At 64.5% G+C, this 22,843-nt stretch carries 23 protein-coding genes; 10 read left to right on the top strand and 13 right to left on the bottom strand.

Translation table 11 applies throughout. The features are described 5' to 3' along the window. Nucleotides 1-40: 40 nt before the first annotated feature. On the bottom strand, nucleotides 41-1,234 hold the full coding sequence (locus ACN2XU_RS03665; RefSeq protein ID WP_419409045.1) for a DegT/DnrJ/EryC1/StrS family aminotransferase: 1,194 nt from the start codon (nucleotides 1,232-1,234) through the stop codon (nucleotides 41-43). A gap of 42 nt (nucleotides 1,235-1,276) precedes the next feature. Continuing rightward, nucleotides 1,277-1,618 (bottom strand): DUF2794 domain-containing protein, encoded by a 342-nt coding sequence (locus ACN2XU_RS03660; RefSeq protein ID WP_419409044.1) that lies wholly within the window; start codon nucleotides 1,616-1,618, stop codon nucleotides 1,277-1,279. A gap of 214 nt (nucleotides 1,619-1,832) precedes the next feature. On the opposite strand from ACN2XU_RS03660, the gene ACN2XU_RS03655 reads away from it, so the two are divergent. The 3 genes from ACN2XU_RS03655 to serA all read left to right on the top strand — a co-directional run bounded on the left by ACN2XU_RS03655 (nucleotide 1,833) and on the right by serA (nucleotide 5,158). Beyond that, the gene (locus ACN2XU_RS03655; protein WP_419409043.1) at nucleotides 1,833-2,987 is read left to right on the top strand and encodes a phosphoserine transaminase; all 1,155 of its coding nucleotides are present in this window, start codon (nucleotides 1,833-1,835) and stop codon (nucleotides 2,985-2,987) included. A 3-nt stretch (nucleotides 2,988-2,990) separates the two neighbouring features. Next, nucleotides 2,991-3,473, top strand: coding sequence for a hypothetical protein (locus ACN2XU_RS03650; RefSeq protein ID WP_419409042.1), 483 nt, complete (start codon nucleotides 2,991-2,993; stop codon nucleotides 3,471-3,473). An 83-nt stretch (nucleotides 3,474-3,556) separates the two neighbouring features. Further along, the gene (gene serA, locus ACN2XU_RS03645; RefSeq protein WP_419409041.1) at nucleotides 3,557-5,158 is read left to right on the top strand and encodes a phosphoglycerate dehydrogenase; all 1,602 of its coding nucleotides are present in this window, start codon (nucleotides 3,557-3,559) and stop codon (nucleotides 5,156-5,158) included. 98 nt (nucleotides 5,159-5,256) lie between these two features. Here serA and ACN2XU_RS03640 read toward each other — a convergent pair whose 3' ends face one another. After that, the gene (locus ACN2XU_RS03640) at nucleotides 5,257-5,730 is read right to left on the bottom strand and encodes a response regulator (protein WP_419409040.1); all 474 of its coding nucleotides are present in this window, start codon (nucleotides 5,728-5,730) and stop codon (nucleotides 5,257-5,259) included. 582 nt (nucleotides 5,731-6,312) lie between these two features. Between ACN2XU_RS03640 and ACN2XU_RS03635 the strand changes: the two genes are divergently transcribed. Then, on the top strand, nucleotides 6,313-7,092 hold the full coding sequence (locus ACN2XU_RS03635; RefSeq protein ID WP_419409039.1) for a metallophosphoesterase: 780 nt from the start codon (nucleotides 6,313-6,315) through the stop codon (nucleotides 7,090-7,092). Between the two features lie 54 nt (nucleotides 7,093-7,146). Here the strand turns inward: ACN2XU_RS03635 and ACN2XU_RS03630 are convergent, their stop codons facing one another. After that, a complete protein-coding gene (locus ACN2XU_RS03630) occupies nucleotides 7,147-8,496 on the bottom strand; it encodes an aminotransferase class III-fold pyridoxal phosphate-dependent enzyme (protein WP_419409038.1) in 1,350 nt (449 codons plus the stop codon). A gap of 201 nt (nucleotides 8,497-8,697) precedes the next feature. Between ACN2XU_RS03630 and ACN2XU_RS03625 the strand changes: the two genes are divergently transcribed. After that, entirely contained in the window at nucleotides 8,698-10,008 is a 1,311-nt protein-coding gene (locus tag ACN2XU_RS03625; RefSeq protein ID WP_419409037.1) for a sensor histidine kinase, read from the top strand. An 82-nt stretch (nucleotides 10,009-10,090) separates the two neighbouring features. Here ACN2XU_RS03625 and rpmE read toward each other — a convergent pair whose 3' ends face one another. Further along, nucleotides 10,091-10,312, bottom strand: a complete 222-nt coding sequence (gene rpmE / locus ACN2XU_RS03620) for a 50S ribosomal protein L31 (protein WP_419409036.1) — start codon at nucleotides 10,310-10,312, stop codon at nucleotides 10,091-10,093. Nucleotides 10,313-10,323: 11 nt separating this feature from the next. Continuing rightward, nucleotides 10,324-10,704, bottom strand: a complete 381-nt coding sequence (rplS, locus tag ACN2XU_RS03615) for a 50S ribosomal protein L19 (RefSeq protein ID WP_419409035.1) — start codon at nucleotides 10,702-10,704, stop codon at nucleotides 10,324-10,326. A gap of 585 nt (nucleotides 10,705-11,289) precedes the next feature. Between rplS and ACN2XU_RS03610 the strand changes: the two genes are divergently transcribed. Next, nucleotides 11,290-12,204 carry a YihY/virulence factor BrkB family protein gene (locus ACN2XU_RS03610; RefSeq protein ID WP_419409034.1) on the top strand — a complete coding sequence of 305 codons (915 nt, stop codon included), beginning with the start codon at nucleotides 11,290-11,292 and terminating at the stop codon, nucleotides 12,202-12,204. Nucleotides 12,205-12,220: 16 nt separating this feature from the next. On the opposite strand, the gene ACN2XU_RS03605 is transcribed toward ACN2XU_RS03610, so the two are convergent. The 5 genes from ACN2XU_RS03605 to hemE all read right to left on the bottom strand — a co-directional run bounded on the left by ACN2XU_RS03605 (nucleotide 12,221) and on the right by hemE (nucleotide 16,599). Continuing rightward, a complete protein-coding gene (locus ACN2XU_RS03605; RefSeq protein WP_419409033.1) occupies nucleotides 12,221-12,682 on the bottom strand; it encodes a GNAT family N-acetyltransferase in 462 nt (153 codons plus the stop codon). Next, a complete protein-coding gene (gene trmD, locus ACN2XU_RS03600) occupies nucleotides 12,675-13,493 on the bottom strand; it encodes a tRNA (guanosine(37)-N1)-methyltransferase TrmD (protein WP_419409032.1) in 819 nt (272 codons plus the stop codon). Before trmD ends, ACN2XU_RS03605 begins: the two co-directional genes overlap by 8 nt. A 61-nt stretch (nucleotides 13,494-13,554) precedes the next feature. Further along, entirely contained in the window at nucleotides 13,555-14,061 is a 507-nt protein-coding gene (locus ACN2XU_RS03595) for a hypothetical protein (protein ID WP_419409031.1), read from the bottom strand. Nucleotides 14,062-14,399: 338 nt separating this feature from the next. Next, nucleotides 14,400-15,302, bottom strand: a complete 903-nt coding sequence (locus tag ACN2XU_RS03590; protein ID WP_419409030.1) for a fructose bisphosphate aldolase — start codon at nucleotides 15,300-15,302, stop codon at nucleotides 14,400-14,402. Nucleotides 15,303-15,567: 265 nt separating this feature from the next. After that, on the bottom strand, nucleotides 15,568-16,599 hold the full coding sequence (gene hemE / locus ACN2XU_RS03585) for a uroporphyrinogen decarboxylase (protein WP_419409029.1): 1,032 nt from the start codon (nucleotides 16,597-16,599) through the stop codon (nucleotides 15,568-15,570). A gap of 83 nt (nucleotides 16,600-16,682) precedes the next feature. On the opposite strand from hemE, the gene hemC reads away from it, so the two are divergent. After that, on the top strand, nucleotides 16,683-17,639 hold the full coding sequence (gene hemC, locus ACN2XU_RS03580; RefSeq protein WP_419409028.1) for a hydroxymethylbilane synthase: 957 nt from the start codon (nucleotides 16,683-16,685) through the stop codon (nucleotides 17,637-17,639). A 240-nt stretch (nucleotides 17,640-17,879) separates the two neighbouring features. Here the strand turns inward: hemC and ACN2XU_RS03575 are convergent, their stop codons facing one another. Next, a complete protein-coding gene (locus ACN2XU_RS03575; protein WP_419409027.1) occupies nucleotides 17,880-18,101 on the bottom strand; it encodes a sulfurtransferase TusA family protein in 222 nt (73 codons plus the stop codon). A gap of 115 nt (nucleotides 18,102-18,216) precedes the next feature. Here ACN2XU_RS03575 and ACN2XU_RS03570 point away from each other — a divergent pair, with 115 nt between their 5' ends. From ACN2XU_RS03570 to ACN2XU_RS03560, 3 genes are all read left to right on the top strand, one after another. Further along, nucleotides 18,217-18,966 (top strand): cytochrome c biogenesis CcdA family protein, encoded by a 750-nt coding sequence (locus ACN2XU_RS03570; RefSeq protein ID WP_419409026.1) that lies wholly within the window; start codon nucleotides 18,217-18,219, stop codon nucleotides 18,964-18,966. A gap of 139 nt (nucleotides 18,967-19,105) precedes the next feature. Continuing rightward, nucleotides 19,106-20,353, top strand: coding sequence for a hypothetical protein (locus ACN2XU_RS03565; RefSeq protein ID WP_419409025.1), 1,248 nt, complete (start codon nucleotides 19,106-19,108; stop codon nucleotides 20,351-20,353). After that, complete coding sequence (locus tag ACN2XU_RS03560; RefSeq protein ID WP_419409024.1) at nucleotides 20,350-21,696, top strand: cytochrome P450; 1,347 nt, start codon at nucleotides 20,350-20,352, stop codon at nucleotides 21,694-21,696. Before ACN2XU_RS03565 ends, ACN2XU_RS03560 begins: the two co-directional genes overlap by 4 nt. Nucleotides 21,697-21,714: 18 nt before the next feature. On the opposite strand, the gene ACN2XU_RS03555 is transcribed toward ACN2XU_RS03560, so the two are convergent. Continuing rightward, on the bottom strand, nucleotides 21,715-22,704 hold the full coding sequence (locus ACN2XU_RS03555; RefSeq protein WP_419409023.1) for a glycerophosphodiester phosphodiesterase family protein: 990 nt from the start codon (nucleotides 22,702-22,704) through the stop codon (nucleotides 21,715-21,717). Between the last annotated feature and the right edge of the window lie 139 nt (nucleotides 22,705-22,843).

Here is a 22,843-nt window from a genome sequence, read left to right as displayed (position 1 = left end):
ACGTGGCGGCTTTATTGTCGCAGCACACCGGGAGGGGCGCTCACTGTGCCTGATAGACCGCGCCAACCTCGTCGCGAATGATGCTGGCGATCAGCCTGCAATCCTCCACGGAAAACGTCAGCGGCAGGCGCATGTCGAGTATGCCGCGCAAGATGCGGTCGCTCGCCGGCAAAGCCTCGCTCGGCGCATAACGCCAGCTGTCATAGCGCGAGGTAAAGCCCGTCGGCTCCGCGCCCCCGAACCACTTCAGCTCCACCCCACGCGCGGCACAGCGCCGCAAGACCGCCTGCACCGCCTCCGGTGCCCAGTCGAGCAAAAGAAACTGGATGGAGGACCCGACATAACGCTCCGGCTCGGGACGCTCGATCACCGACAGGCCCGGCGTGCCGCGCAGCCCCTGCTCCACCGCGCCATAACGCACGTTCCACCGCGCCACCTGATCGGGCAACGCGGCCAGTTGCGGGCGCAGGATCGCGGCGCGCAGGTTGTCCATGCGGCCGGACACATTGGGCGTGTCGTACTTGATGCTCTCGAACGCCTCCGGACCGGGCGCGGCAAGGTGGCGCTCATAGAGCATGTAGGAGCCGGACAGCATCACCGCCCGCGCCGCGATCTCCTCGTCATCGGTGACAAGCAAGCCGCCTTCGCCAGAGTTCATGTGCTTGTAGGTCTGGGTCGAATAGCAGCCCACCGTGCCGTGCCGTCCCGAGGGAATGCCATTCCACCCCGCCCCCATGGTATGGGCACAATCCTCGATCACGGTGATCCCGGCCCCGTCGCAGATCGCCATCAGCCGGTCCATGTCGCACAGGTGCCCGCGCATGTGACTGAGCATCAAGACATCGGCCTGATCCGCCCTGGCCGCCAGATCCTCAAGGTCGATCACCAAGCCTTCGGTGACGCCGACGAACACCGGCACCGCGCCCACGGCGGCGATCGCCCCCGGCACCGGTGCCAGGGTAAAGGCGTTGGTCAGCACCCGGTCCCCCGGCTTCACCCCCACCGCCCGCAACGCACAGCCAAGCGCATAGCCCCCCGACGCCACCGCAAGCGCAAACCGCGCGCCGGTGAAGGCGGCGAATTCCTGTTCGAGCAAGGCAACCTCGGAGATCTCTCCGGCGGCGGTGTTGTAACGATGCAGGCGGCCATGGCGCAGAACGGCAAGCGCCGCTTCGATCCCCGCCTCGGGGATGGCTTCCTGCTGGGTGAAATTACCGGTGAATCGAGTGTTCATACCGCTTTGATGGCCCCAGCCGCGCGCCCGGTCAATCCGCGATCAATCCACCGAACGGATCAGCTTGCGCTCCAGCACCCGCAACACGGTGCGCAGATCGTGACCGCGCTTGAGCACCTGCCCCTCCATGCCATAGACCGCATACTCCCCCTGCTTCTGACGCAGCTTGGGGCGTTTCTCGATGCGGTAGAGCGGGTTTTCCGCCGTGCGCCGAAACACGGAAAACACCGCCGCATCGCGCAACGCGGAAATCCCGTAATCGCGCCACTCCCCGGCGGCGACCATCCGGCCGTACAGTGAAAGAATGACATTCAGCTCGGTGCGATGAAACATCACCACCTGTGCCTGAGCCTGCGATCCGGGAAACGGCGTGAGACTGTTCATGGCTCTAAAGTTGCGCCAACGCTGCATGAAATCAAGAGGCTTGCGCAATTGCCCTTGGCCTTGGTTTCCGATCCGCTCCATCGCCGGATCAAAATTGTGCGGATGCGGCACATCGCGCGCATTTTCCGACTTGTCGCCTCACGGCGACTCGCATAGGTCCGATCCCGGGACACCCTTCCCCAACGAAGGGCATCTATCTGGAAGGTTAGCAGATATGACGACGACACATCCGGCCACGCGGCCGGCAAATCCGCGTTTCTCCTCGGGCCCCTGCGCCAAGATCCCCACATTCGAGCTGAGCAAACTGCAGGGCGCCGCCCTCGGTCGGTCTCACCGTGCCAAGATCGGCAAGGACAAGCTCAAGGCGGCGATCGAAGAGACGCGTGAGATCCTTGGAATTCCTGCAGACTACCACATCGGCATCGTTCCGGCCTCCGACACTGGCGCTGTTGAGATGGCCATGTGGTCCCTGCTCGGCGCCCGCAAGGCAACCATGGTTGCCTGGGAAAGCTTCGGCGCGGGCTGGGTCACCGACGTGGTCAAGCAGCTGAAAATCGACGCAGAGATCAAGACCGCCGACTACGGCGAGATCGTTGACTTCGCCACCATCGACTTTGACACCGACGTTGTCTTCACCTGGAACGGCACCACTTCCGGCGTGCGCCTGCCGAACGGCGACGCGATCCCGGGCGATCGCGCGGGGCTGACCATCTGTGACGCAACCTCCGCCGCCTTTGCCATGGACCTACCCTGGGACAAGCTCGACGTGACCACCTTCTCCTGGCAGAAGGTCATGGGCGGCGAGGCGGCCCACGGGATGCTGATCCTCAGCCCCCGCGCGGTCGAACGCCTCGAAACCTACACCCCCGCATGGCCGATGCCGAAGATCTTCCGCCTGACCAAGGGTGGCAAGCTGATCGACGGTATCTTCCGGGGCGAGACGATCAACACCCCCTCCATGCTTGCGGTCGAGGATTACCTCGTTGCGCTGGACTGGGCCCGCTCCGTGGGCGGCCTTGAGGGGCTGATCAAACGTGCCGACACCAACGCAAAAGTGCTCTGGGACTTCTGTGAGCGCACCGACTGGCTCGCCAACCTCGCGGTTGACCCGGCGACCTGCTCGAACACGTCGGTGTGCCTGAAATTCACCGACGCGCGGATCAAGGACGGCGCCGCCTTTGCCAAGGCCGTGGCGAAAAAGCTCGACGACTATAACGCCGCCTATGACATCGGCGCCTATCGCGACGCTCCCGCGGGCCTGCGGGTGTGGTGCGGTGCCACGGTCGAGGCCGCGGACGTCGAGGCGCTGACCCTCTGGCTCAAATGGGCCTTCGAGGCGGTGCTGGCCGAGCAGACCGAGGCAGCCTGAGACATGGGCCTTGATCCCCTCACCGCGCAGCTCATCGAGTTCGTGCGCAGTGCGGGGATCGCGGTTCGGACCTGTCCTCTGGATGACACGACCTTCCTTCCCGGTCTCGACATCCAGAGCGGCACCCTGCTGATCGACGCGGCGCGGCTGGCCTATCCCGGGGACATTCTCCACGAAGCCGGTCATATCGCTGTCGCCGACGCAGAGCGCCGGATGCAGCCCGTTCTGAAGCCCACCAAGGCCGAGGAAATGGCCGCCATGGCCTGGTCTTACGCCGCGATCCGTCACCTGAACCTGCCGCCGGACATCGTCTTTCACGGACACGGCTACCAGCAGGGCAACAGGGCGCTGATCGAGGCCTACCGCCAGGGCACCGGTCCCGGCCTGCCGATGCTGATCTGGTTCGGCGTCACCGCCTGCCCGCATGGCCGCCAGCCCGGCGACGCATCGCAGCCCTTTCCCAGGATGGATCGCTGGCTGCGCTGACAGACATTCCCGGCACGCCCCACGGGGCGGCCCCCTCCCAAACCTCCCGGCGCAGGCCGGACATCAACAAACGGATCACACCCATGACAGCCCCCAAGGTTCTCGTTTCCGACAAACTTTCCGAAACCGCCGTGCAGATCTTCCGCGATCGCGGCATCGACGTCGACTTCCTGCCCGACGTGGGCAAAGACAAGGACAAGCTGGCCGAGATCATCGGCAAGTACGACGGCCTCGCCATTCGCTCCGCGACCAAGGTCACGCCCTCCATTCTGGAGCATGCCACGAACCTCAAGGTCGTTGGCCGCGCCGGGATCGGCACCGACAATGTCGACAAGGAAGCCGCCTCCAAGCACGGCGTGATCGTCATGAACACGCCCTTCGGCAACATGATCACCACCGCCGAGCACGCCATCGCCATGATGTTCGCGGTCGCCCGGCAGATCCCGGAGGCCTCCGCCTCCACCCACGCGGGCAAGTGGGAAAAGTCCAAGTTCATGGGCGTCGAGCTGACCGGCAAGACCCTCGGCGTGATCGGCGCGGGCAACATCGGCGGTATCGTCTGTGACCGCGCCCGCGGCCTCAAGATGAAGGTCATCGCCTACGATCCCTTCCTGTCGCAGGAAAAGGCCGACAAGATGAAGGTGGAGAAGGTTGAGCTGGACGAGCTGCTGTCGCGTGCCGATTTCATCACCCTGCACGTGCCGCTGACCGACCAGACCCGCAACATCCTGTCGAAAGAGAACCTGCAGAAGACCAAGAAAGGCGTGCGCATCATCAACTGTGCCCGTGGCGGCCTGATCGACGAAGAGGCCCTGGCCGAGATGCTGCAATCGGGCCATGTCGCCGGTGCGGCACTCGACGTCTTTGCCGTCGAACCGGCCAAGGAAAACGTGCTCTTCGGTCTGCCGAACGTGGTCTGCACCCCGCACCTCGGCGCCTCGACCACCGAAGCGCAGGAAAACGTCGCGCTGCAGGTCGCCGAGCAGATGTCCGACTACCTCATGACCGGCGCCGTGACCAACGCGCTCAACATGCCGTCCGTGACAGCCGAGGAAGCCAAGGTCATGGGCCCGTGGATCAAGCTGACCGAGCACCTCGGCGCCTTTATCGGCCAGATGTCCGATCAGGAGCCGATCAAGGCGATCAACATCCTCTACGATGGTGAAGCGGCGACGATGAACCTCGAAGCGCTGAACTGCTCGCTGATTGCCGGGATCATGAAGTCCATCAACCCCGACGTGAACATGGTCTCCGCACCGCTGATCGCGAAGGAAAAGGGCATCAAGATCTCGACCACCAATCAGGAACAGTCAGGCGCCTTCGAAGGCTATGTCAAAGTGACAGTCGTGACTGACAACCGCGAGCGCTCCATCGCGGGCACCGTGTTCAGCGATGGCAAGCCGCGCTTCATCCAGATCAAGGGCATCAACATCGACGCCGAGGTCGGCCGCCACATGCTCTACACCACCAACAACGATGTGCCGGGCATCATCGGTACGCTGGGCATGACGCTGGGCAACAATGGCGTGAACATCGCGAACTTCACACTGGGCCGCTCCACTGCCGGTGGCGAGGCAATCGCCCTGCTCTATGTCGACGCACCGGTGCCTGCGGATGTGCGCGCCAAGCTGGCCGAAACGGATATGTTCCGCCAGATCAAACCGCTGGAATTCGACGTCGCCTGAGTGACGTCGGCCTGTCAAAACCGCGAAAGGCCCGGCACAGAGCCGGGCCTTTTGTCTAAAGACCCCCCCGGTGGCCGCCGCCCGCCGCCGCCCCGAAGCTAATGCCCGCGACGTTGCCGCGCCCTGTGGCGTTCGCTCACCGGCAGCACAAGCAGCCCGTCCGCCGAGCCGCCCCGCAGCTTGCGCGCCGCCACGATGCAATCCCGAAAAAGGCCCAAGACGGCATCACTGCGCGGCGGCCCCATGTCCACCACATGTTTCACCTTCACCATCTTCGCCTTGGCAAAGAGGAACGGCGACGGCCAGCCCGTGATGATCAGCACCGGCAGTGACGACAACCGCCGATCCTGCGACAGCCTCCGCACAAAGTCCGCGCTATTGCCATCCGGCGGGGAATTGTCGAGCAACACGAAATCGACCGGCCCGGTCCGAAGCGTCCGCCACGCCTCTTCAAGGGAGGCGACCATGAGGATCCGCAGGTCCGGCTCAAGCGTCATCAGCAGCCAGCGCAGCTGAAACCGCTCGGTTTCGCTGTCCGCGACGATCAGGCAAGTGAGCGGAAGGAGGGTCATGGCGTGTGCGGGTGCTCCTGATGGCTTGAAACGGCTCGAAAGTGATGTCGCCCCAATGCGCACCCTCCGAAAAACCGCGCATTGTGGCCTCTGCCCAAAGGTTGCACCGCGAGCTTTCCAATTCTTTAAAGCCGCCCCTCGGAGCCGGGTCACCACGGCCGCAAACCCGCCATCGACAGCCACGCCCAAGGGGCGCCCTGATCCGGCAGCGCAATGGCGCCTCCAGGCACGATCCCCGCAACGCCGATCGCCGCCGGCCCCACGTTATTCCTCGGGCAAAACACCCGTGTTCTCCCGCCCAACCCTATGATATTCCAGCACGAAAAAACAGAACGACAAAAGCTCAGGATCGCCGGGAAGAGCATGGACCGGAGCCGGTCTGTGACCCTGGCTGGCGGACGCCCGCCTGCCCCAACTCACTCCGGCCACACCGAAACCGCCGCAAGGCCCATGAGAAACAGCGCCAATCCCGTCACTGCTCCTTTCTTTCTGTAAAAGACGACTCGAACCCAACAGAGAAATCTGCCTCAATTGCGAAAATCAGTCCGGCAGACGCCCGGACCACAATTTCAAGGACACCCCATGACGCGGCTCTATGCCATCGGTGATATTCACGGCCAGAAATCCATGCTCGAAGAGCAGCTTGCCCTGATCGACAAGGACGGCGGCACCGCCGCGCCCGTGGTCTTTCTTGGCGATTACGTCGACCGCGGTCCGGACTCGAAGGGCGTGATCGACCTCTTTTTGCAGGGCCTCGCGGAGGGTCGCGACTGGATCTTCCTCAAAGGCAACCACGACCGGTTGTTCGAACGGTTTCTGGACACCGGGCAAACCCACGACGACATGATCCTGTCGGGCAAACGCTGGCTGCATCCGAACCTCGGCGGGCTTGCCACGCTCGGCTCCTACATCGACCTCGATGCCGCCCTGTCCGGCGCGAGCGCCTCCCCGGACCAGCTGACCCGCTATGGCTTCGACCCGCTGCCCGAGGCCCTCGCCAGTCCGCTGCTCGATGCGCTGAACGCCGCCATCCCGCCCGCGCACCGGGCCTTTCTCGACGGCTTGCAGCTTTATCACGAGGTGGACGGCTATGTTTTCGTGCACGCCGGAGTGCGCCCCGGGCTGCCGCTGGCCTATCAGTCAGAGCAGGACCTGCTCTGGATTCGCGACGAATTCCTTGAAGATCAAAGGGATCATGGCGCCTTCGTTGTCCATGGACACACCTCGGTCGAGGCCCCCGACATGCGCCTGAACCGCCTGAACCTCGACACCGGCGCGGGCTATGGCCGCAGGCTCAGCACCGCCGTCTTCGAGGATGGCGCCGTCTACCACCTGAACGCCATGGGGCGGGCCCGGCTCTAGGCTGTCTGTGGCGCGGCCTCTTGCGCAAAGGCCGCACCGCGCCTTCCCATCCGGTCAGGCCGCCGCGAACCCGGCGTCCAGCGCCTTGACGATGACGTCGACCTCCGCCTCCGTGATGGTCAGCGGCGGTGACATCAGGATATTATGCGCGCCCAGCCGCACCATCGCCCCGGCCTCATAGGCCGTCTGATGCACCCGCTTCATGGTGTCGGCGTCCATCGGTGTCTTGGCCGCTGCATCGCTCACCACCTCGATCCCCGTCATCAAACCATGCCCGCCGCGCACATCGCCGATGATGTCATATTTCGCCGCCAGCCGCTGCACGCCTTCGAACAATTGCTTGCCCCGCGCCGCCGCATTGCTCTTGGTATCAAGCCTCAGCGTTTCGGACAGGCAGGCCGACACCGCCGCCGCCCCGACCGGATGCGCCGAATAGGTATAGCCGTGCGAGATCACCCCGTCCGCGCCGGAGCCTTCGAACACCTCCGCCACGCGTCCCGACATCAGCGCCGCGCCCACCGGGAAATAGCCCGAGGTGATGCCCTTGGCGGTGCTCATCATGTCCGGCTTCACGCCCCAGTGCCGCGCGCCAGACCAGTCCCCGGTGCGGCCAAACCCGGTAATCACCTCATCCGAAATCAGCAAAATGCCATGCCGGTCGCAGATCTCGCGCATCAGCGGCATGAAGCTCTCATGCGGCACGATCACCCCGCCCGCGCCCAGAATCGGCTCCATGATCAGCGCCGCAATGGTGTTCGCCCCCTGAAACGCTACTTCGTCCTCGAAGGCCTGCGCAATCAGCTGCGCCAGTCGTGCGGGATCGCTTTCATTGAACGGATTGCGATAGGGATACGGGGCCGGCAGGTGGAAACAGCCCGGCAGCAGTGGCTCATAGTTGATGCGAAAGCGGTTGTTGCCATTGACCGAGGCACCGCCGAAATGCGTGCCGTGATAGCCCTTCTTCAAGGAGAGGTACTTGGTCCGCGTCGGCTCGCCGCGCAGGCGGTGATACTGCCGCGCCAGCCGCAGGCAGGTCTCCACGCTGTCGCTGCCGCCGGAGGTAAAGAACACCCGCTCCATGCCATCCTCGGCAAAGAACGCCTGCACCGCATAGGCCGCCTCGATGGCGGGCGGATTGGTGCTCCCGGCGAAGGCGGAGTAATACGGCAGGTCCTGCAATTGTCCGGCGATGGCGTCTTTCACCGGCTGGTTGGAGTAGCCCAGGTTCACGCACCACAGCCCGCCAACGGCATCGACCACGCTGTGTCCCTCGATATCGGTGATCCTCACCCCTTCGGCGCCGGTGATGATCTTGGGCGGCTGTTCTTGCATCTCGCGCGGATGGCCCATCGGATGCCACAGTTGGCGGGCGTTGTTTTCCTTGAGGAAGTTGGCGTCTTTCATGGGACTCTCCGAATGCAGAATTGATCAAGCCTGTCAGCCTGCGACGATCTTGTCCAGAGAGCCTGTCCGTGGCGGAATTTCTGCCCCGCAAGGGCCATTTATCGGTCGTGACACATGGAACAGCTTGACTGACTGCATGGTGCGCAACACCCTATGACAAGGAATTTTCTGTGCTCTTTTCAACTTATCAGGTATGACTGCTTGAACTTTGACCACTCCAAGGAGATCGATCGCCTCTTGCAGGTCGAATACGGGGACCGGACTGAATTCATTGTCCGGATTCTCGGGATCGGTCTGGGCGGGGGGCTTTTCTATATCTATCTCGGGTCGGTCCTCGGGCTGATCTGGCCCGTGATTTTCTACCTGATGCAGGCGATCTACTTCACCTTTCTGTGGCGCAATCGGCTGCACCCGATGAAAGGCGCGTCACAGATCGCCAACGCCCTGTTCTTGTTCGTCATGCTCTCTTTTCTCTGGGTGCCGGGCTATCTGGCGGCCCACCCGGACAAGGAGCTGTCCTATATCGGCATCCTCTTGATCTGCACCCTCGTGGTGTTCCTGATCCGGCGCGGCGATACGCTGCTGATGACCGTGATTGTCGAAATGGCGGCCATTTTTCTCGTTTTCATCTACGTGTTGATCTCGAAGCTGCAACAGGAGCACAACCTCGTGCCGAACATCGCCTTGGTGATCGTCACATTCGCGGTCTCCGGCTACCTCGTTCAGGCCATTGCCGCCGGTCGGCGTCTGCGCCTCGATAGCGAAGCGGCAGCGGATAAAGCCATGCAGGAACAAAAGCTTGCCGCGATCGGGCAACTCGCGGGGGGCGTCGCGCATGACTTCAACAACGTGCTGACAGCCATCAGCGGCAATCTCGAACTCTACGACCATATCGACGACCCGACCGAGCGCGATCACGTAGTGCATGAGGCCCGTGCCGCCGCCGGACGCGCCGCCGACGTGGTGCGGCAATTGCTGATCTATGCCCGCAAGGCCCCGACCAACCAAAGCCCGATCGAGATCGTCAGCTGCATGAACGAAATGGCCAAGCTCGCCCGCAGCCTCGTGACGGAAAACGTTCGTATGAGCCTGGAATTGCCAAAGCGGCCGCTGTTCACCCTCGCGGACGAGAGCCAGCTTCTCACCGCCATGCTCAATATCGTGGTTAACGCCATGGACGCCATGCCGACCGGTGGAACCTTCACCATCCGCGTCGCCCCCGTCGAAACCGGTGCTCCCTCCGCCATGATCGACGGCACCGACCTGCCGCCCGGCGCCTACCTGCGGCTCGACTTTCGCGACACCGGCAGCGGCATTCCCGACACCATGCTGCCGCAAGTGATCGAACCGTTCTTCACAACCAAGGCCGCGGGCAAGGGCACCGGATTGGGGCTTTCCATGGTGCAGGGCTTTGCCCGCAACAGCGGCGGCGGCCTCGACATCACCAGCGGTCCCACCGGCACCACCATCAGCCTCTACTTGCCCTGTATCCCGGCGCAAGACGCCGCCTGAGCCTGCGAAACCGCCCCGCTCATACGCAAAACGCCGCCCCAGTCGGGACGGCGCTGCAGTGAAACCACAAAGGGTGTCTGGCTCAGAAGCCGAGACCTTCGTATTTCTTCTTGAACTTGGAGACGCGACCGCCCTGATCGAGCATACGGCCGGTGCTGCCGGTCCAGGCCGGGTGCACGGTCGGGTCGATGTCGAGCTGGAGGCTGTCGCCTTCCTTGCCCCAGGTGGTGCGGGTCTGGAACTCGGTCCCGTCGGTCATCTTGACGGTGACGAGGTGGTAGTCGGGATGCAGATCCTTTTTCATCTCGTCTCTCCTTACGCTTTGGCCTTGGGGGCTTTGTAGTGGCTGTCTTCGGCGATACGGGCGGACTTGCCGCGACGATCCCGCAGGTAGTAGAGCTTGGCGCGGCGAACACGGCCACGGCGCACAACCTCGATCGTCTCGATGTTGGTCGAGTGCAGCGGGAAGACGCGCTCGACGCCCTCACCAAAGGAAATCTTGCGAACAGTGAACGAACCGGCAATGCCAGCGCCATTCTTGCGGCTGATGCAAACACCTTCATAGTTCTGAATACGGGTGCGCGTGCCTTCGGTCACCTTGAAGCCGACGCGGATGGTGTCGCCGGCCTTGAAGTCGGGGATGGTCTTCCCCAGCGCAGCGATCTGCTCCGCTTCGATCTGTGCGATCAGGTCCATCTGATCTCTCCTTTTCTACACGCGGTTTTCCCGCGGAAATGTCTGTCAGGCGATTGATTTCCGGGGAAATATTGCAAGACAGCTATTGGTTTGTTGGTGTGGTTGCCCACGAAATCCAAAGGCTCCGGACATGCCGGAGCCAGAAGATGGCCTCCCTTACGGCCTCTGGACCAGCAAATCAAGGGGATTCGCGCCGCCGGGCGCCCGCGTTCCGCGCCCTTTCGCAAAATTGCCCGCCCCGCGCCGCGCCGTCGCACGATTCCGCCCGGAAGGAAAGGCGAAGCCGCGCGGCGGCGTGATGGGCGACGGGGCCTTGGTTCTGTCCCACCGCCTTGATTTTCTTCGCAATCTTGCGGCGTTCATGGTCTCACCGGTGCTGCCGCCAAAACACAAACCCTGCGTGACCTACCTGCCCGCCCCTCCGGCGCAGTGCACGGTCTCCCCCCTTCGCAGCGCCGTCATGGACTGGCGGCCGACGAATCCGGCATCGCGCGGTGAGATCGCGGGGAACCGATTGCCCCCTGGTTCCGTTGACTCTACGGGCGCGCCGCGCGGGCGTGCGAGGAACAGTAACAGGACCAAATCATGAAGGTCACGATGACCAGCCCAACCCAAATCGGCGCAAGCGGCTGGAAAGCTGTGCTGTTTCGCGTGAAAGATGCGCTGACCACGGACCACGTGGGGCTGGTTTCGGCGGGCGTGGCCTTCTACGGGCTTCTGGCAATTTTTCCGGCAATTGCTGCGGTGATGGCCATTGCCGGGCTTGTGCTCGCACCTGCCGATGTCGCGGCTCAACTGGACCGCATCGCCGACATGATGCCGGCCCGCGCCGCACAGATCATCACCGATCAGGCCACTTCGGTTGCCGGGTCGGCGAACGGCGGGCTTGGGCTGACCGCGCTTGTTGGCATGGGCCTTGCCCTGTGGTCGTCGTCCAAAGGGGTCGCCACCCTGATCGAAGGGCTGAACATCGTTTACAAGGAACCCGAGCGGCGTGGCTTTCTCAAACTCAAACTGACGACCCTTGGGCTGACCCTCCTGCTGATCGTCGGTCTTGTCGCGGGTCTGGGTGCGGTGCTGATCCTGCCTGCACTGCTGTCCATCCTCAACCTTGGCGATCTGGAGTTGGTCATTGCGGCTCTGCGCTGGGTGCTGCTCTTCGGCATGACGGTCATGGGCGCGGCGGCGCTCTATCGCTTTGGTCCGGATCGCCGCGCGCCGCTGTGGTCATGGACCCTGCCCGGTGCGCTGCTGGCCTCGGTGCTCTGGGTCGCCGGATCTGTCTTGTTCTCCTTCTATGCCGAAAATTTCGGCTCCTATCAGGAAACTTTCGGCTCGCTCGCAGGGGTGGTGATCCTGCTCTTCTGGCTGTGGATTTCCGCCTATGTCATCTTGCTGGGGGCAGAGGTGAACGCAGAGCTGGAAGTGGAGATCAAGGAAGGCACCGCCACCGACCACCCCGAACCAAATGCCCTCAAACCTGACGCCGTCAAAGGCTGAACGCCGCTGACAAAGCTTACAGGACGCGCTTGAAGCCCGCGTGGCTCTTGGCAAAGCCGAGACCCTCATAGAAGCGATGCGCGTCGCTGCGGCTGGCGTTGGAGGTCAGTTGAACCATCCGGCAACCCCGCGTCCGGGCCACCTCGACGGCCCAGTCGATCATCTGCCGCCCAAGCCCCTGCCCGCGCAGCGCGCTGTCGACACGCACCGCCTCGATCTGCGCACGCCATGCCCCCTGATGCGACAGGCCGGGCAAGAAGCTCAGTTGCAGCGTGCCAATCACCCCGCCGCCGCGCTCCGCCACCACCAACCGCTGGTTGGGATCGACCGTGATGGCCTCAAACGCCGCGCGATAAGCCGCGTTCAACGGCTCCGAGAGATCTTCGCGCGCCCGGCCCAGATCATCATCCGCCAGCAGGCGCAGAACCACTGGCAGATCCGCCTCCACGGCGTCCCGAAACACAAGCGCCTCAGTCATCGCCGCGCTCTCGCTGCGCCTGATGCGCGGCCCACAGATCGGGCCTGCGGCGACGGGTCAACGCTTCGCTCTGGTCCTGCCGCCACCTGGCAATCGCCCCGTGATTGCCGGACATCAGCACATCGGGAACCTTGTGCCCGTTCCATTCCGCCGGGCGCGTGTATTGCGGATGCTCCAGAAGCCCGCTGCTGTGACTCTCCTCTACCGCGCTGTCGGCATTGCCCAGCACGCCGGGCAAAAGCCGCACCGTCGCGTCCAGCATCGCCTGCGCCGCGATCTCGCCGCCTGTCATGACAAAATCGCCAAGCGAGACCTCGGCAATGCCGTAATGCTCCAGCACCCGTTCATCGAGCCCCTCGAACCGGCCGCAAATCAACGTGACCCCCGGCAAGCCCGCCCAATCCCGCGCCATCGCCTGATCGAACCGCCGCCCGCGCGGGCTGAGATAGACCAATGGCCCCGGCAGCCGCCGCATGGCGTGTTCAATGGCGTGGCCCATGACATCCGGGCGCAACACCATGCCCGCGCCGCCGCCGGCGGGCGTGTCATCGACATTGCGATGCTTGCCCTGCCCGAAGTCGCGCAGGTTCACGGTGTGCAGCTGCCATTTGCCATCCTTGAGCGCCTTGCCGGTCAGGCTCTGGCCCAAGACGCCGGGAAAGGCCTCGGGGAAAAGCGTGATCACCTGCGCGCGCCACGCGCGGGCCAGATCCTCCTCTTCCATCAGGCTGCGCGGCCTGAGCGAGACGCTGATGGTCTTGCGGCCATGCGACCGGTTGGTCGGGGTTTTCGGGTCCTCGGGGGTGTTCATCGGCGCCATCCTTCTCTGCCGCCGGGGTCTAAACGCCCGGCGCGCACAGGTACAGGGGCAATTACCGGGGCAGCGCCCAGGCCACCACATCGCGCAGATCAAGCACCGCCGCAGGCTGCTCGAACCGCTGCGCCAGCGCGCCAGCCTCCTGCGGGGACGCCCGCAACAGCCGCTGAACCGCCGCCAGAGACCTCAACTGCTCATCGCTGAGCAGCGCAAGATCACCTTCGGTCATGCGCTGCGCGAGCTGATAGACCGTCTGGGAAATCCGCTGCTCGCGCGGCGAGGTCATCGCGTCCGGAACCGCAAAACGCTGAGCAAGCATGGCGCGCAGAACCGCAGGCTCCGGCAAATCATCGACCGCCGCCCTGCGCCGCAGCAGTGGTACATCGCAGGACGACGCGGCGGACCGGCCGCCGCGCCATCTGAACGACGCACAAAAACACCACACACCACCCGCACCGCTCAGCGCCAACGCCACGGGGTTACCCAATGCGGTGATCGGAAAAAGCAGAACCGCCAGGGCCGGACCCAAAGCAATACCCGCCAGCACAACACGCTGTACCATTCAAAAAACCACCCGATCCGCGTTACTCGAATAAGGCTAAAATTGACCGAACATTGTGGCAAAAAACTGGTGCGCATCATGGCGGAATTGCGCGTTTGTCCTGCTGAACGCTCTTGTTTTACTGGGAAATGCGGTTTGTTTCGCCGCAACCAAATCCGGGAGTTGCGGCCTGAATTTTGCCCACAATCCCTACGGGAATTGCTTTAACCATGCCCAGATTGCCCCCGAACCCCTCGCCTGTTTGATTCGGGGCCCGGACAGAAAAAGGACGGCAAGGCCCGCGCCCCGCCGTCCCATGGATACTGTTGCCCCCCGCATGCGCGCGGGGCGGCGCGGCCTCAGACCGACGCCTGGTAGATCTTGTCGATGTTGCTGCCGAGCGCCGCGTTGAAATCCGCATCGGACATCGGCTTGCTCAACCCCTCGGCCAGCGCGCGGCTGAAGGAGGCGATCATCTTCGGCTGACGCGCCAGCTTCTCGCAGGCCTCGTCGGTGGAATAGCCGCCCGAAAGCGCGACAACACGCACCACATTCGGGTGATCGGCGAGCGCGTCATAAAAGCCGTCCTCGTTCGGGATGGTCAGCTTGAGCATGACCTTCTCGTCTTCGCCAAGGAGGCCAAGCTGCACGGCAATTGCATCACGCAGCAGCGCTTCGGCCTCGCCCTTGGACGGGGAATGGATGTCGACCTCCGGCTCGATGATCGGCACGAGACCAGCGGCGCAGACCGAGCGGCCCAGCGCGAATTGCTGCCCGACCACAGCGGTGATGCCCGCCTCGTTGGCCTCGTGAATGACAGACCGCTCCTTGGTGCCGAACACGCCAAACCCGCGCGCATCGGCCAGAAGCTCGGCAAGGCCCGGGATCGGCTTCATCAACTGCACACCGTCGGCCTTGTTCTCAAGGCCCTTGTCGATCTTCAGGAACGGGATGATCCCGCGATCTTCCCACAGCACCGAAGGCACGGGCTTGCCGTCGATCTCGCCGCGCATGGTGCGCTCGAACAGGATCGCGCCGAGCACCTTGTCGGAGGTGAAATCCGGCGCCATGATGATGCGCGAGCGCATGGCATGAATCTCGGCGAACATCGCCTCCTCGCCCTCGTATTCGTCTTCCTTGACGCCATATTGCAAAAGCGCCTTGGGCGTGGAGCCGCCGGACTGGTCAAGCGCGGCGATGAAGCCCTTGCCCGTTGCCATCAGGTCGATCTGTTTTGCGAAGGTTTCGGGGTCCTGAGCCATCTGTAGTCCTCATGGTAAAGAAATTCTTTTGCCATGGAATAGACGAGGGGGCAGCAGGGGGATAGAGGGCGGCGCGGCCTTTATCGCTAACGGTGCGCAGAATTTTCAACTCTTGGGCAGAGGCGTTTCGCCGTGCCTTCGGCCCGGCGACCGGCGGGCGCCTCCTGCGGAGCCGCCCGGGATGGGGCTCTGCCCCGCGCCTTCGGCCCGCCCCGGTTATTTCAGCACCGGTGAAACGGGTCCGGGCGGCGCTTTGCTTGCCCGGTCAGGTCTTGCCACGCACCGTGTCGATCATCAGCTGCACGTTTTCGGGGTCGGCGTCTGGCGTGATGCCATGGCCCAGGTTGAAGATGTGCGGGCCTTTGGAGAGGGCTTTGACGACATGTTTGGTCTCGTCGATGAGAGCCTGCCCGCCGGTGACCATGTGGCGGCTTGCCAGATTGCCCTGGACGCAACCGCCGGTCTGTACGTGCTCTGCGGCCCACTCCGGCGTGACGCTGTCGTCGATGGCGACGCAATCGGCGCCGGTGGCGGCGTGGAACCCGATGTATTTCTCCCCAGCCTGGCGCGGGAAGGCGATGACCGGCAGGCCCGGGAAGCGGGATTTCAGCTCTGCGGTGATGATCCTTGCGGGTTCCATTGCATAGCGGTCGAAATCCTCGCCGTTCAGCGACCCGGCCCAACTGTCGAACAGTTTGACCACCTCGGCCCCGGCTTTGACCTGCTCGGAGAGGTAGTCGATGGTGGCCTCCGTCAGGCGATCGATGATCGCCTCGAAGAGCGCGCGGTTCTCGGCCTTGAGCGCATGGGCCGGGCCCTGATCCTTCGTTCCCTGCCCGGCGATCATGTAGGTTGCCACGGTCCAGGGCGCCCCGGCAAAGCCGATCAGCGTCGTCTCGTCCGGCAGCGCTTTGCGCAGGTTGGCCACTGTCTGATAGATCGGCGAGAGCGTATCGTGGATCATTTCCCCACGGCCGAGCTTGTCGAAATCGGCCTGCGTCTGAATCGTCGACAGACGCGGCCCCTCGCCGGTGACAAACCACAGATCCGCGCCGAGCGCCTGCGGCAGCAGGAGGATGTCGGCAAACAGGATTGCCGCATCGAAACCATAGCGCCGGATCGGCTGGAGCGTGACCTCCGTTGCCAGCTCCGGATTGTAGCACAGCGACAGGAAATCACCGGCTTCGGCGCGCGTCGCCTTGTATTCCGGCAGGTAACGGCCCGCCTGGCGCATCATCCAGATCGGCGGCGTTGGCAGGGTTTCGCCCGCAAGGGCGCGCAGGATCGTCTTGGTCATCGGGGCCTCCACACTCACTCTGGCGGCAATATGTCAAAACACGCGCCATTGCCACCGCCTAAAGCGCCGCATAAGAAAAGAGAATGACACAGGATCTCCCCTCCGCTTCCGCGCCGCTCAAGATCGGCACCCGTGGCTCTCCGCTTGCCCTGGCGCAGGCGCATGAAACGCGCGCGCGGCTCAGTGCCGCCTTCGATCTGCCCGAAGAGGCCTTCGAGATCGTGGTGATCAAGACCACGGGCGATGATCGCACGCTGATCGCCGCTGACCGCCCCCTGAAGGAGATCGGCAACAAGGGGCTGTTCACCAAGGAGATCGAAGAGGCCATGCTTTCGGGCGGCATCGACATCGCGGTGCACTCCATGAAGGACATGCCGACCGAGCAGCCCGCCGGGCTTGTGCTCGATTGCTACCTGCCGCGCGAGGACACGCGCGATGCCTTCATCACCCTCTCGGGCGGCGGGCTGCACGATCTGCGGCAGGGTGCGGTGGTCGGCACCTCATCGCTGCGACGCAAGGCCCAGCTGTTGACGCGGCGGCCCGATCTGCAGGTGGTGGAGTTCCGGGGCAACGTCCAGACCCGGCTGAAAAAACTGGCCGATGGGGTGGCAGAGGCAACCTTTCTTGCCATGGCCGGGCTGAACCGGATGAACATGGTCGACGTGCCGAAGACAGCCATTGCTCCCGAAGACATGCTGCCCGCCGTGGCGCAGGGCGCCATCGGCATAGAGCGCCGGGCGGACGATGCCCGCGCCGCCGCCATGCTCGCCGCGATCCATGACACCGATACAGGCACGCGGCTGGCGGCGGAACGCTCCTTCCTGGCGGCGCTGGACGGCTCATGCGAGACTCCCATCGCGGCGCTGGCAGACCTGGACGGGACAATGCTGCGGCTGCGCGGCGAGATCCTCAGCCCCGACGGCAGCGCGTCCTATGCCGGCGAAATCACCGGCGCGGCCAAGGACGGCCCGCAAATCGGCCATGAACTGGCCAACCGCCTGCTGACCGAAGCCGGCCCGGGCTTTTTCGACTGGAAATGAGCGGCGCCATCGGGCTCTGTCGCGAATCCCGGCAGATCAGCGCCCGGCAGCCCCGGACCTGATCCGGGGCCTCTTGCCGCACCGACTCAATGCGGTAGAAGGCCGTTGAAAAGGGTCAGATGGACGCGCCTCGCGCGTCAGGGTCCGATGCGCCGCATTTTCATCAGCTCAACGAAAGAGCCCGAAAAGTGACGCACTTTGACGTCGAAATCGCGGTTCCTGAAGTTTTTTAGCAGCCTGCTAGGCTTTGCGGATGCGCCAGGTGATCACGTCGCCCGCTTCGGACTGGCCAAGCAAGTCATGCCCCGCCTCGGCGCAGAAATGCGGCATGTCGATCACCGCCGCCGGATCGTCCGTCATCACTACCAGAACATCACCCGCAGCAAGCCCCTGCAGGCGCTTGCGGGCTTTCAGAACGGGCAGCGGGCACAGAAGGCCAATGGCATCGAGTTCGTGGTCCATAGCCGCGCAGATAGCGCCCGCCGCCGCCAAGGGAAAGACCCTTGTTACAGCCACCCCCGAGGATGTGACCGATTGATGCCGTGACGCGGCGCGCGCAATCGCCTATGCCAAAGCCATGTTCGGAATCGAGATCATCGACGCGTCTTTCCTGCCGGCCGCCTTCGTGGCGCTGCTGGCCGGGCTGATTTCCTTTCTCTCGCCCTGCGTGCTGCCCGTTGTGCCGCCCTACCTGGCCTATATGAGCGGTGTCTCACTGGCCGAGATGAACAGCAGCAATGCCCGCAACAAAGCGCTTCTCGCGGCGCTGTTCTTCGTGCTGGGCCTGTCCACGGTCTTTTTGTTGCTCGGCTTTGCCGCCTCCGCCGCGGGCACCGCGCTGCTGCAATACCAGGGCTGGTTCAACACCGTGGCCGGGGTCATCGTGATGATCTTCGGCGCGCATTTCGTCGGGGTCTACCGCATCGGCTTTCTCGACCGGGAGGCGCGTCTGGACGCGGGCGACCGGGGCGGCAACGCCTTTGGCGCCTATATTCTCGGGCTGGCCTTTGCCTTTGGCTGGACGCCCTGCATCGGCCCGCAACTGGGTGCGATCCTGTCGCTGGCCGCCTCCGAGGCCTCCTTGTCTCGCGGCACCCTTCTGCTCGGGGTCTATGCCGCCGGGCTTGGCATCCCCTTCCTGCTTGTCGCCGCCTTCCTGCCGCGCCTGACCGGAGCGCTGACATGGATGAAACGCCATATGGAGCAGATCGAGCGCGCCATGGGCCTGCTGCTCTGGACCATTGGCCTGCTCATGCTGACCGGCGGCTTCTCGGCGCTGTCCTTCTGGCTGCTGGAAACGTTCCCGGCGCTGGGATCGCTTGGGTAAGGGCGTCTTGCCAGGGGGTGCGGGGCACAGCCCCGCCCTACGGACCGTCCCGCGAAAACCGGACCTGATCCGCCAAACCTAAGCCTTACTCTCGCCGGAAAACCCGACTAGCCTGATCCAAACCGATAGGGCGCGAGGCATGAGCGCAGAGCAGGCACAGACCGATCAGGCGGAGCAGCAGGTCCGCCACCGCCGGGTGTTCTACATCCCCGGCTACGATCCGATTCACCCCCGCCGCTACCGCGAACTCTACCGCAAGGAAGGCGCCGAACAGGCGCGGATCTCCGGCTATACGCTCTCGCTCAGCCCCGCGCCCAGGGGGCGAAACTACGGCTGGCACGTCGAGAGCACCATCAACGGACAGTCGACACAGGCCGACATCGAGGTCCTCGTCTGGTCCGACATCGTGCGCGACAGCATGGACACCTCCATTCCCGCCACCTATGCCCAGTTGATCCGCACCGCGAGCGAATACATCGGCTCCGGCGCGCTGTTTCGCCTGATGAAGCTGCGCAAGGGGCCGGTGATCGCGGCGCTCTACCCCATCGGAATGCTGCTGCTGCAACTGCTGCTGGCGCTGCTGCTCGCCTGGAGCGTTCTTGCCCTCGCCAACCTTCTGCCGCCCCTCGGCGGCGTCACGCCGGCGCTCGGCGCGCTTATCGGGGTCGCCCTCGCCATCCTGCTGCTGCGCTGGTTCAAAAAGCAGGACGGCAAGGTCTTCGCCTATTACCTCATGCACGACTACGCCTATTCGGCGCAGCACAAGGGCGCCAACCCGCCCGAACTCGAAACCCGAATCGCGCAATTCACCGATACCATCGCCGAAGCCCTGCAAACCGACACCGACGAGGTGCTCATCGTCGGCCACAGCTCCGGCGCGCATCTCGCCGTGTCCATCCTCGCCGACCTGATCCGGCAGGGCCGCGTCCCGCAGGGCGGCCCAGAACTCGCCTTTCTCAGCCTGGGACAGGTCGTCCCCATGGTCTCCTTCCTGCGCAATGCGTTTCGCCTGCGCGCCGACCTTGCCTATCTCAGCGCCCGCGAGGCGCTGACATGGGTCGACGTCACCGCCCCCGGCGACGGCTGCGCCTTTGCGCTGTGCGATCCGGTCGGCGTCTCCGGCGTCGCGCCGCCGGACAAACGCTGGCCGCTGGTCTTCTCCGCGCAGTTCACCAAATCGCTCAGCCCGGCGCGCTGGAAAGAGCTCCGCTGGCGGTTTTTCCGCCTGCATTTCCAATACCTCTGCGCCTTCGACGCGCCGCTCGATTACGACTATTTCCAGATCACCGCCGGGCCGGTCCCGCTGGCCACGCGCTATGCAAACCGCCCCCCCTCCGCGAGCCGCATCGAGCACCCCGTCTCCAAATTCACGTCGCAAACGCCATGATCCCGCCAAAGCCGCTCCCCCGCCCGGACCGCGTCTCGCTCTGGCGCTATGTCAAACTGTTCCGCCGCGATATCCTCAGCGCCCAGCCCGCGCGCCTCTACCGCGCCTGGATGGCGGAGTTCAAAACGCCGTTCTTCCGCAGCTTCCTGATCAATCAGCCCGACCTCGTCAAAACCGTGCTCAAGGAGCGCCCGCTGGATTTTCCCAAATCGAACCGCATCTCCGAAGGGCTGCGGCCGCTGCTGGGCAAGTCCGTCTTCCTGACCAACGGGGCAGACTGGCAACGCCAGCGCCGCATCATCGACCCCGCCTTCGAAGGCGGCCGCCTGCGCGAAACCTACCCGGCCATGTGGGCCGCCGCCGAGGCCGCCCGCGCCCGCCTCATGGCCCGCGCCGGCGAGACCGTCGAGATCGAGGAAATCACCTCCCACGCCGCCGCCGACGTGATCTTCCGCACGCTGTTCTCGATCCCCATCGAGGACGCCACCGCGCAGCAAGTCTTCCACGAATTCCGCGCCTACCAGCGCAGCCAGCCGATCCTGAACCTCGCCGCCTTTGTCCCGCTGCCGCGCCTGTTCCCGCGCTTTTTCCGCAAGGGCACCCGCGCCACAGCGCGGCGCATCCGCGCGCTCATCACGCGGCTCACCGAGGACCGCCAGACCCGGATCGCCGAAGGCACCGCACCGGACGATCTGGCCACCAAGATCATGACAACCCGCGATCCCCAGACCGGCGAGACCTTTACCGCCGAGGAAATGGTCGATCAGGTCGCGATCTTCTTCCTTGCCGGGCATGAGACCTCTGCCTCTGCCCTCTCCTGGGCGCTCTACCTGCTCGCCACGCACCCCGATTGGCAGGACCGCATCGCGCAGGAGGCGCAGACACTGACCGGCGATTTCTCCGATGTCTCGAAGCTGAAGATCAGCCGCGACGTCTTCCGCGAGGCGCTGCGCCTGTACCCGCCGGTGCCGATGATGGTGCGCGAGACCACCTGCCCCGAACACTTCCGCAACCGCACCCTGCCCAAGGGAGCGCAGGTCGTACTCTCGCCCTGGCACCTGCACCGGCACGAACGGCTCTGGGACAATCCCGACGGCTTCGATCCGGCCCGCTGGCACTCCGAAAACGGCAAGACCTGCGGGCGCGAGGCCTATATTCCCTTCTCCGCCGGGGCGCGGGTCTGCACCGGCGCGGGTTTTGCCATGGTCGAAGGGGTGCTGCTGCTCGCGCTGCTTCTGCGCGATTTGCGCGTCACCGCCATCGACGGACGCGAGCCCGTACCCGAAGCCCACCTCACCGTGCGCTCCCGCGATGGCATCTGGCTCCGGATCGAGAGGCGCTAGACGGCGGGGCGCACCGCCTCAGCGCTGACCGATCAACTCGGCCCGCGGCAGCCCCGCGCCCACCGCCTCCACCCGATCGGTCCAGACATAACCGTCGAACCCGTCCGGCACGGAGGCCCAGAAATCGCCCGTCTCCACACCGGAGGCAAAGCCGTTCCCGTCCTGCGGACCAAGCAGCACAACCGCACTTCCGGCCTTGCCCATGCGCCAGGTAAACCGATGCGGCCAGCCCCAGAGATAGGGCGCCACATCCATCGGCACCGCCACGATCCCATCACGGCAGGCCTCCGGCACATGCCCGGTCCAGCCCAGCAGCGCATAGAGCTTGAGACAATCCGCCATCCGCGCCGTGTCGAACCCGCGCAGCCCCCGTACCGAGGCCTCCGCCGCCCGCGTCGGGATCGCATCGCCGTAAACACCCCAGACCTGCCGCCGCCACTCCGGCCGCTCGATCATCCGCGCCAGCGCCTCGCCCTCTTCGATCCGCGTGCTCTGAAAGTGGATCAGATACCGCCCGCCTAGCTCGGCGTCAAAAACCTCACGCAGCGTCGGCATCAACCCGACACCCGTCCCGCGCAGCGGAAAATGCCCCCCGTCCGCCGTATAGCCAAAGCCGACATCCAGCCCCTTCAGATAGGCCAGCGGTTGCGCCCGCGTCACCCCCGTGCCATCCGTCCGGCACTCCAACCGCCGGTCGCGGAACACCACGAACCGGCCATCCGGCGTCAGGTGCACGTCAAGCGCCACCACCGACGCCCCGGCCTCAAACGCTGCCCGCATCGACGGAATCGTGTTCTCGATGAACCCATGCGTCACCGGCCCGATCCGCGCCGCCATGCAGCCATCCGCCTCCGGCCCGTCCCGCGCAACACTCTGTTGCACCCCGCGATCGGCCAGCAGCCGCACGCCCGGCCCGGTGTCCGGATCAAACAGCAACGACGTGTTGTTGAGCCATCCCACCCCCGCCAGGATCAAACCCAGCTGCAACGCCCGTTTCAGGAGTGTCATCCGCCATCCGTCTGCCATCGGTGGTCCCTTTTGCCGCTCGTCTCTTCCGCCGGGCAGACCACCACAAAGCGGCGCGCGGGACGAAGACCCCGGCACGCATCCCTGCGCTGACACTGCCTCACAGGCCCCCGCGCGCCAA

The sequence above is a fragment of the Pacificoceanicola niger genome (assembly GCF_048553275.1).
GTDB lineage: Bacteria > Pseudomonadota > Alphaproteobacteria > Rhodobacterales > Rhodobacteraceae > Pacificoceanicola.
This window is presented reverse-complemented; position numbering and strand designations above follow the sequence as displayed.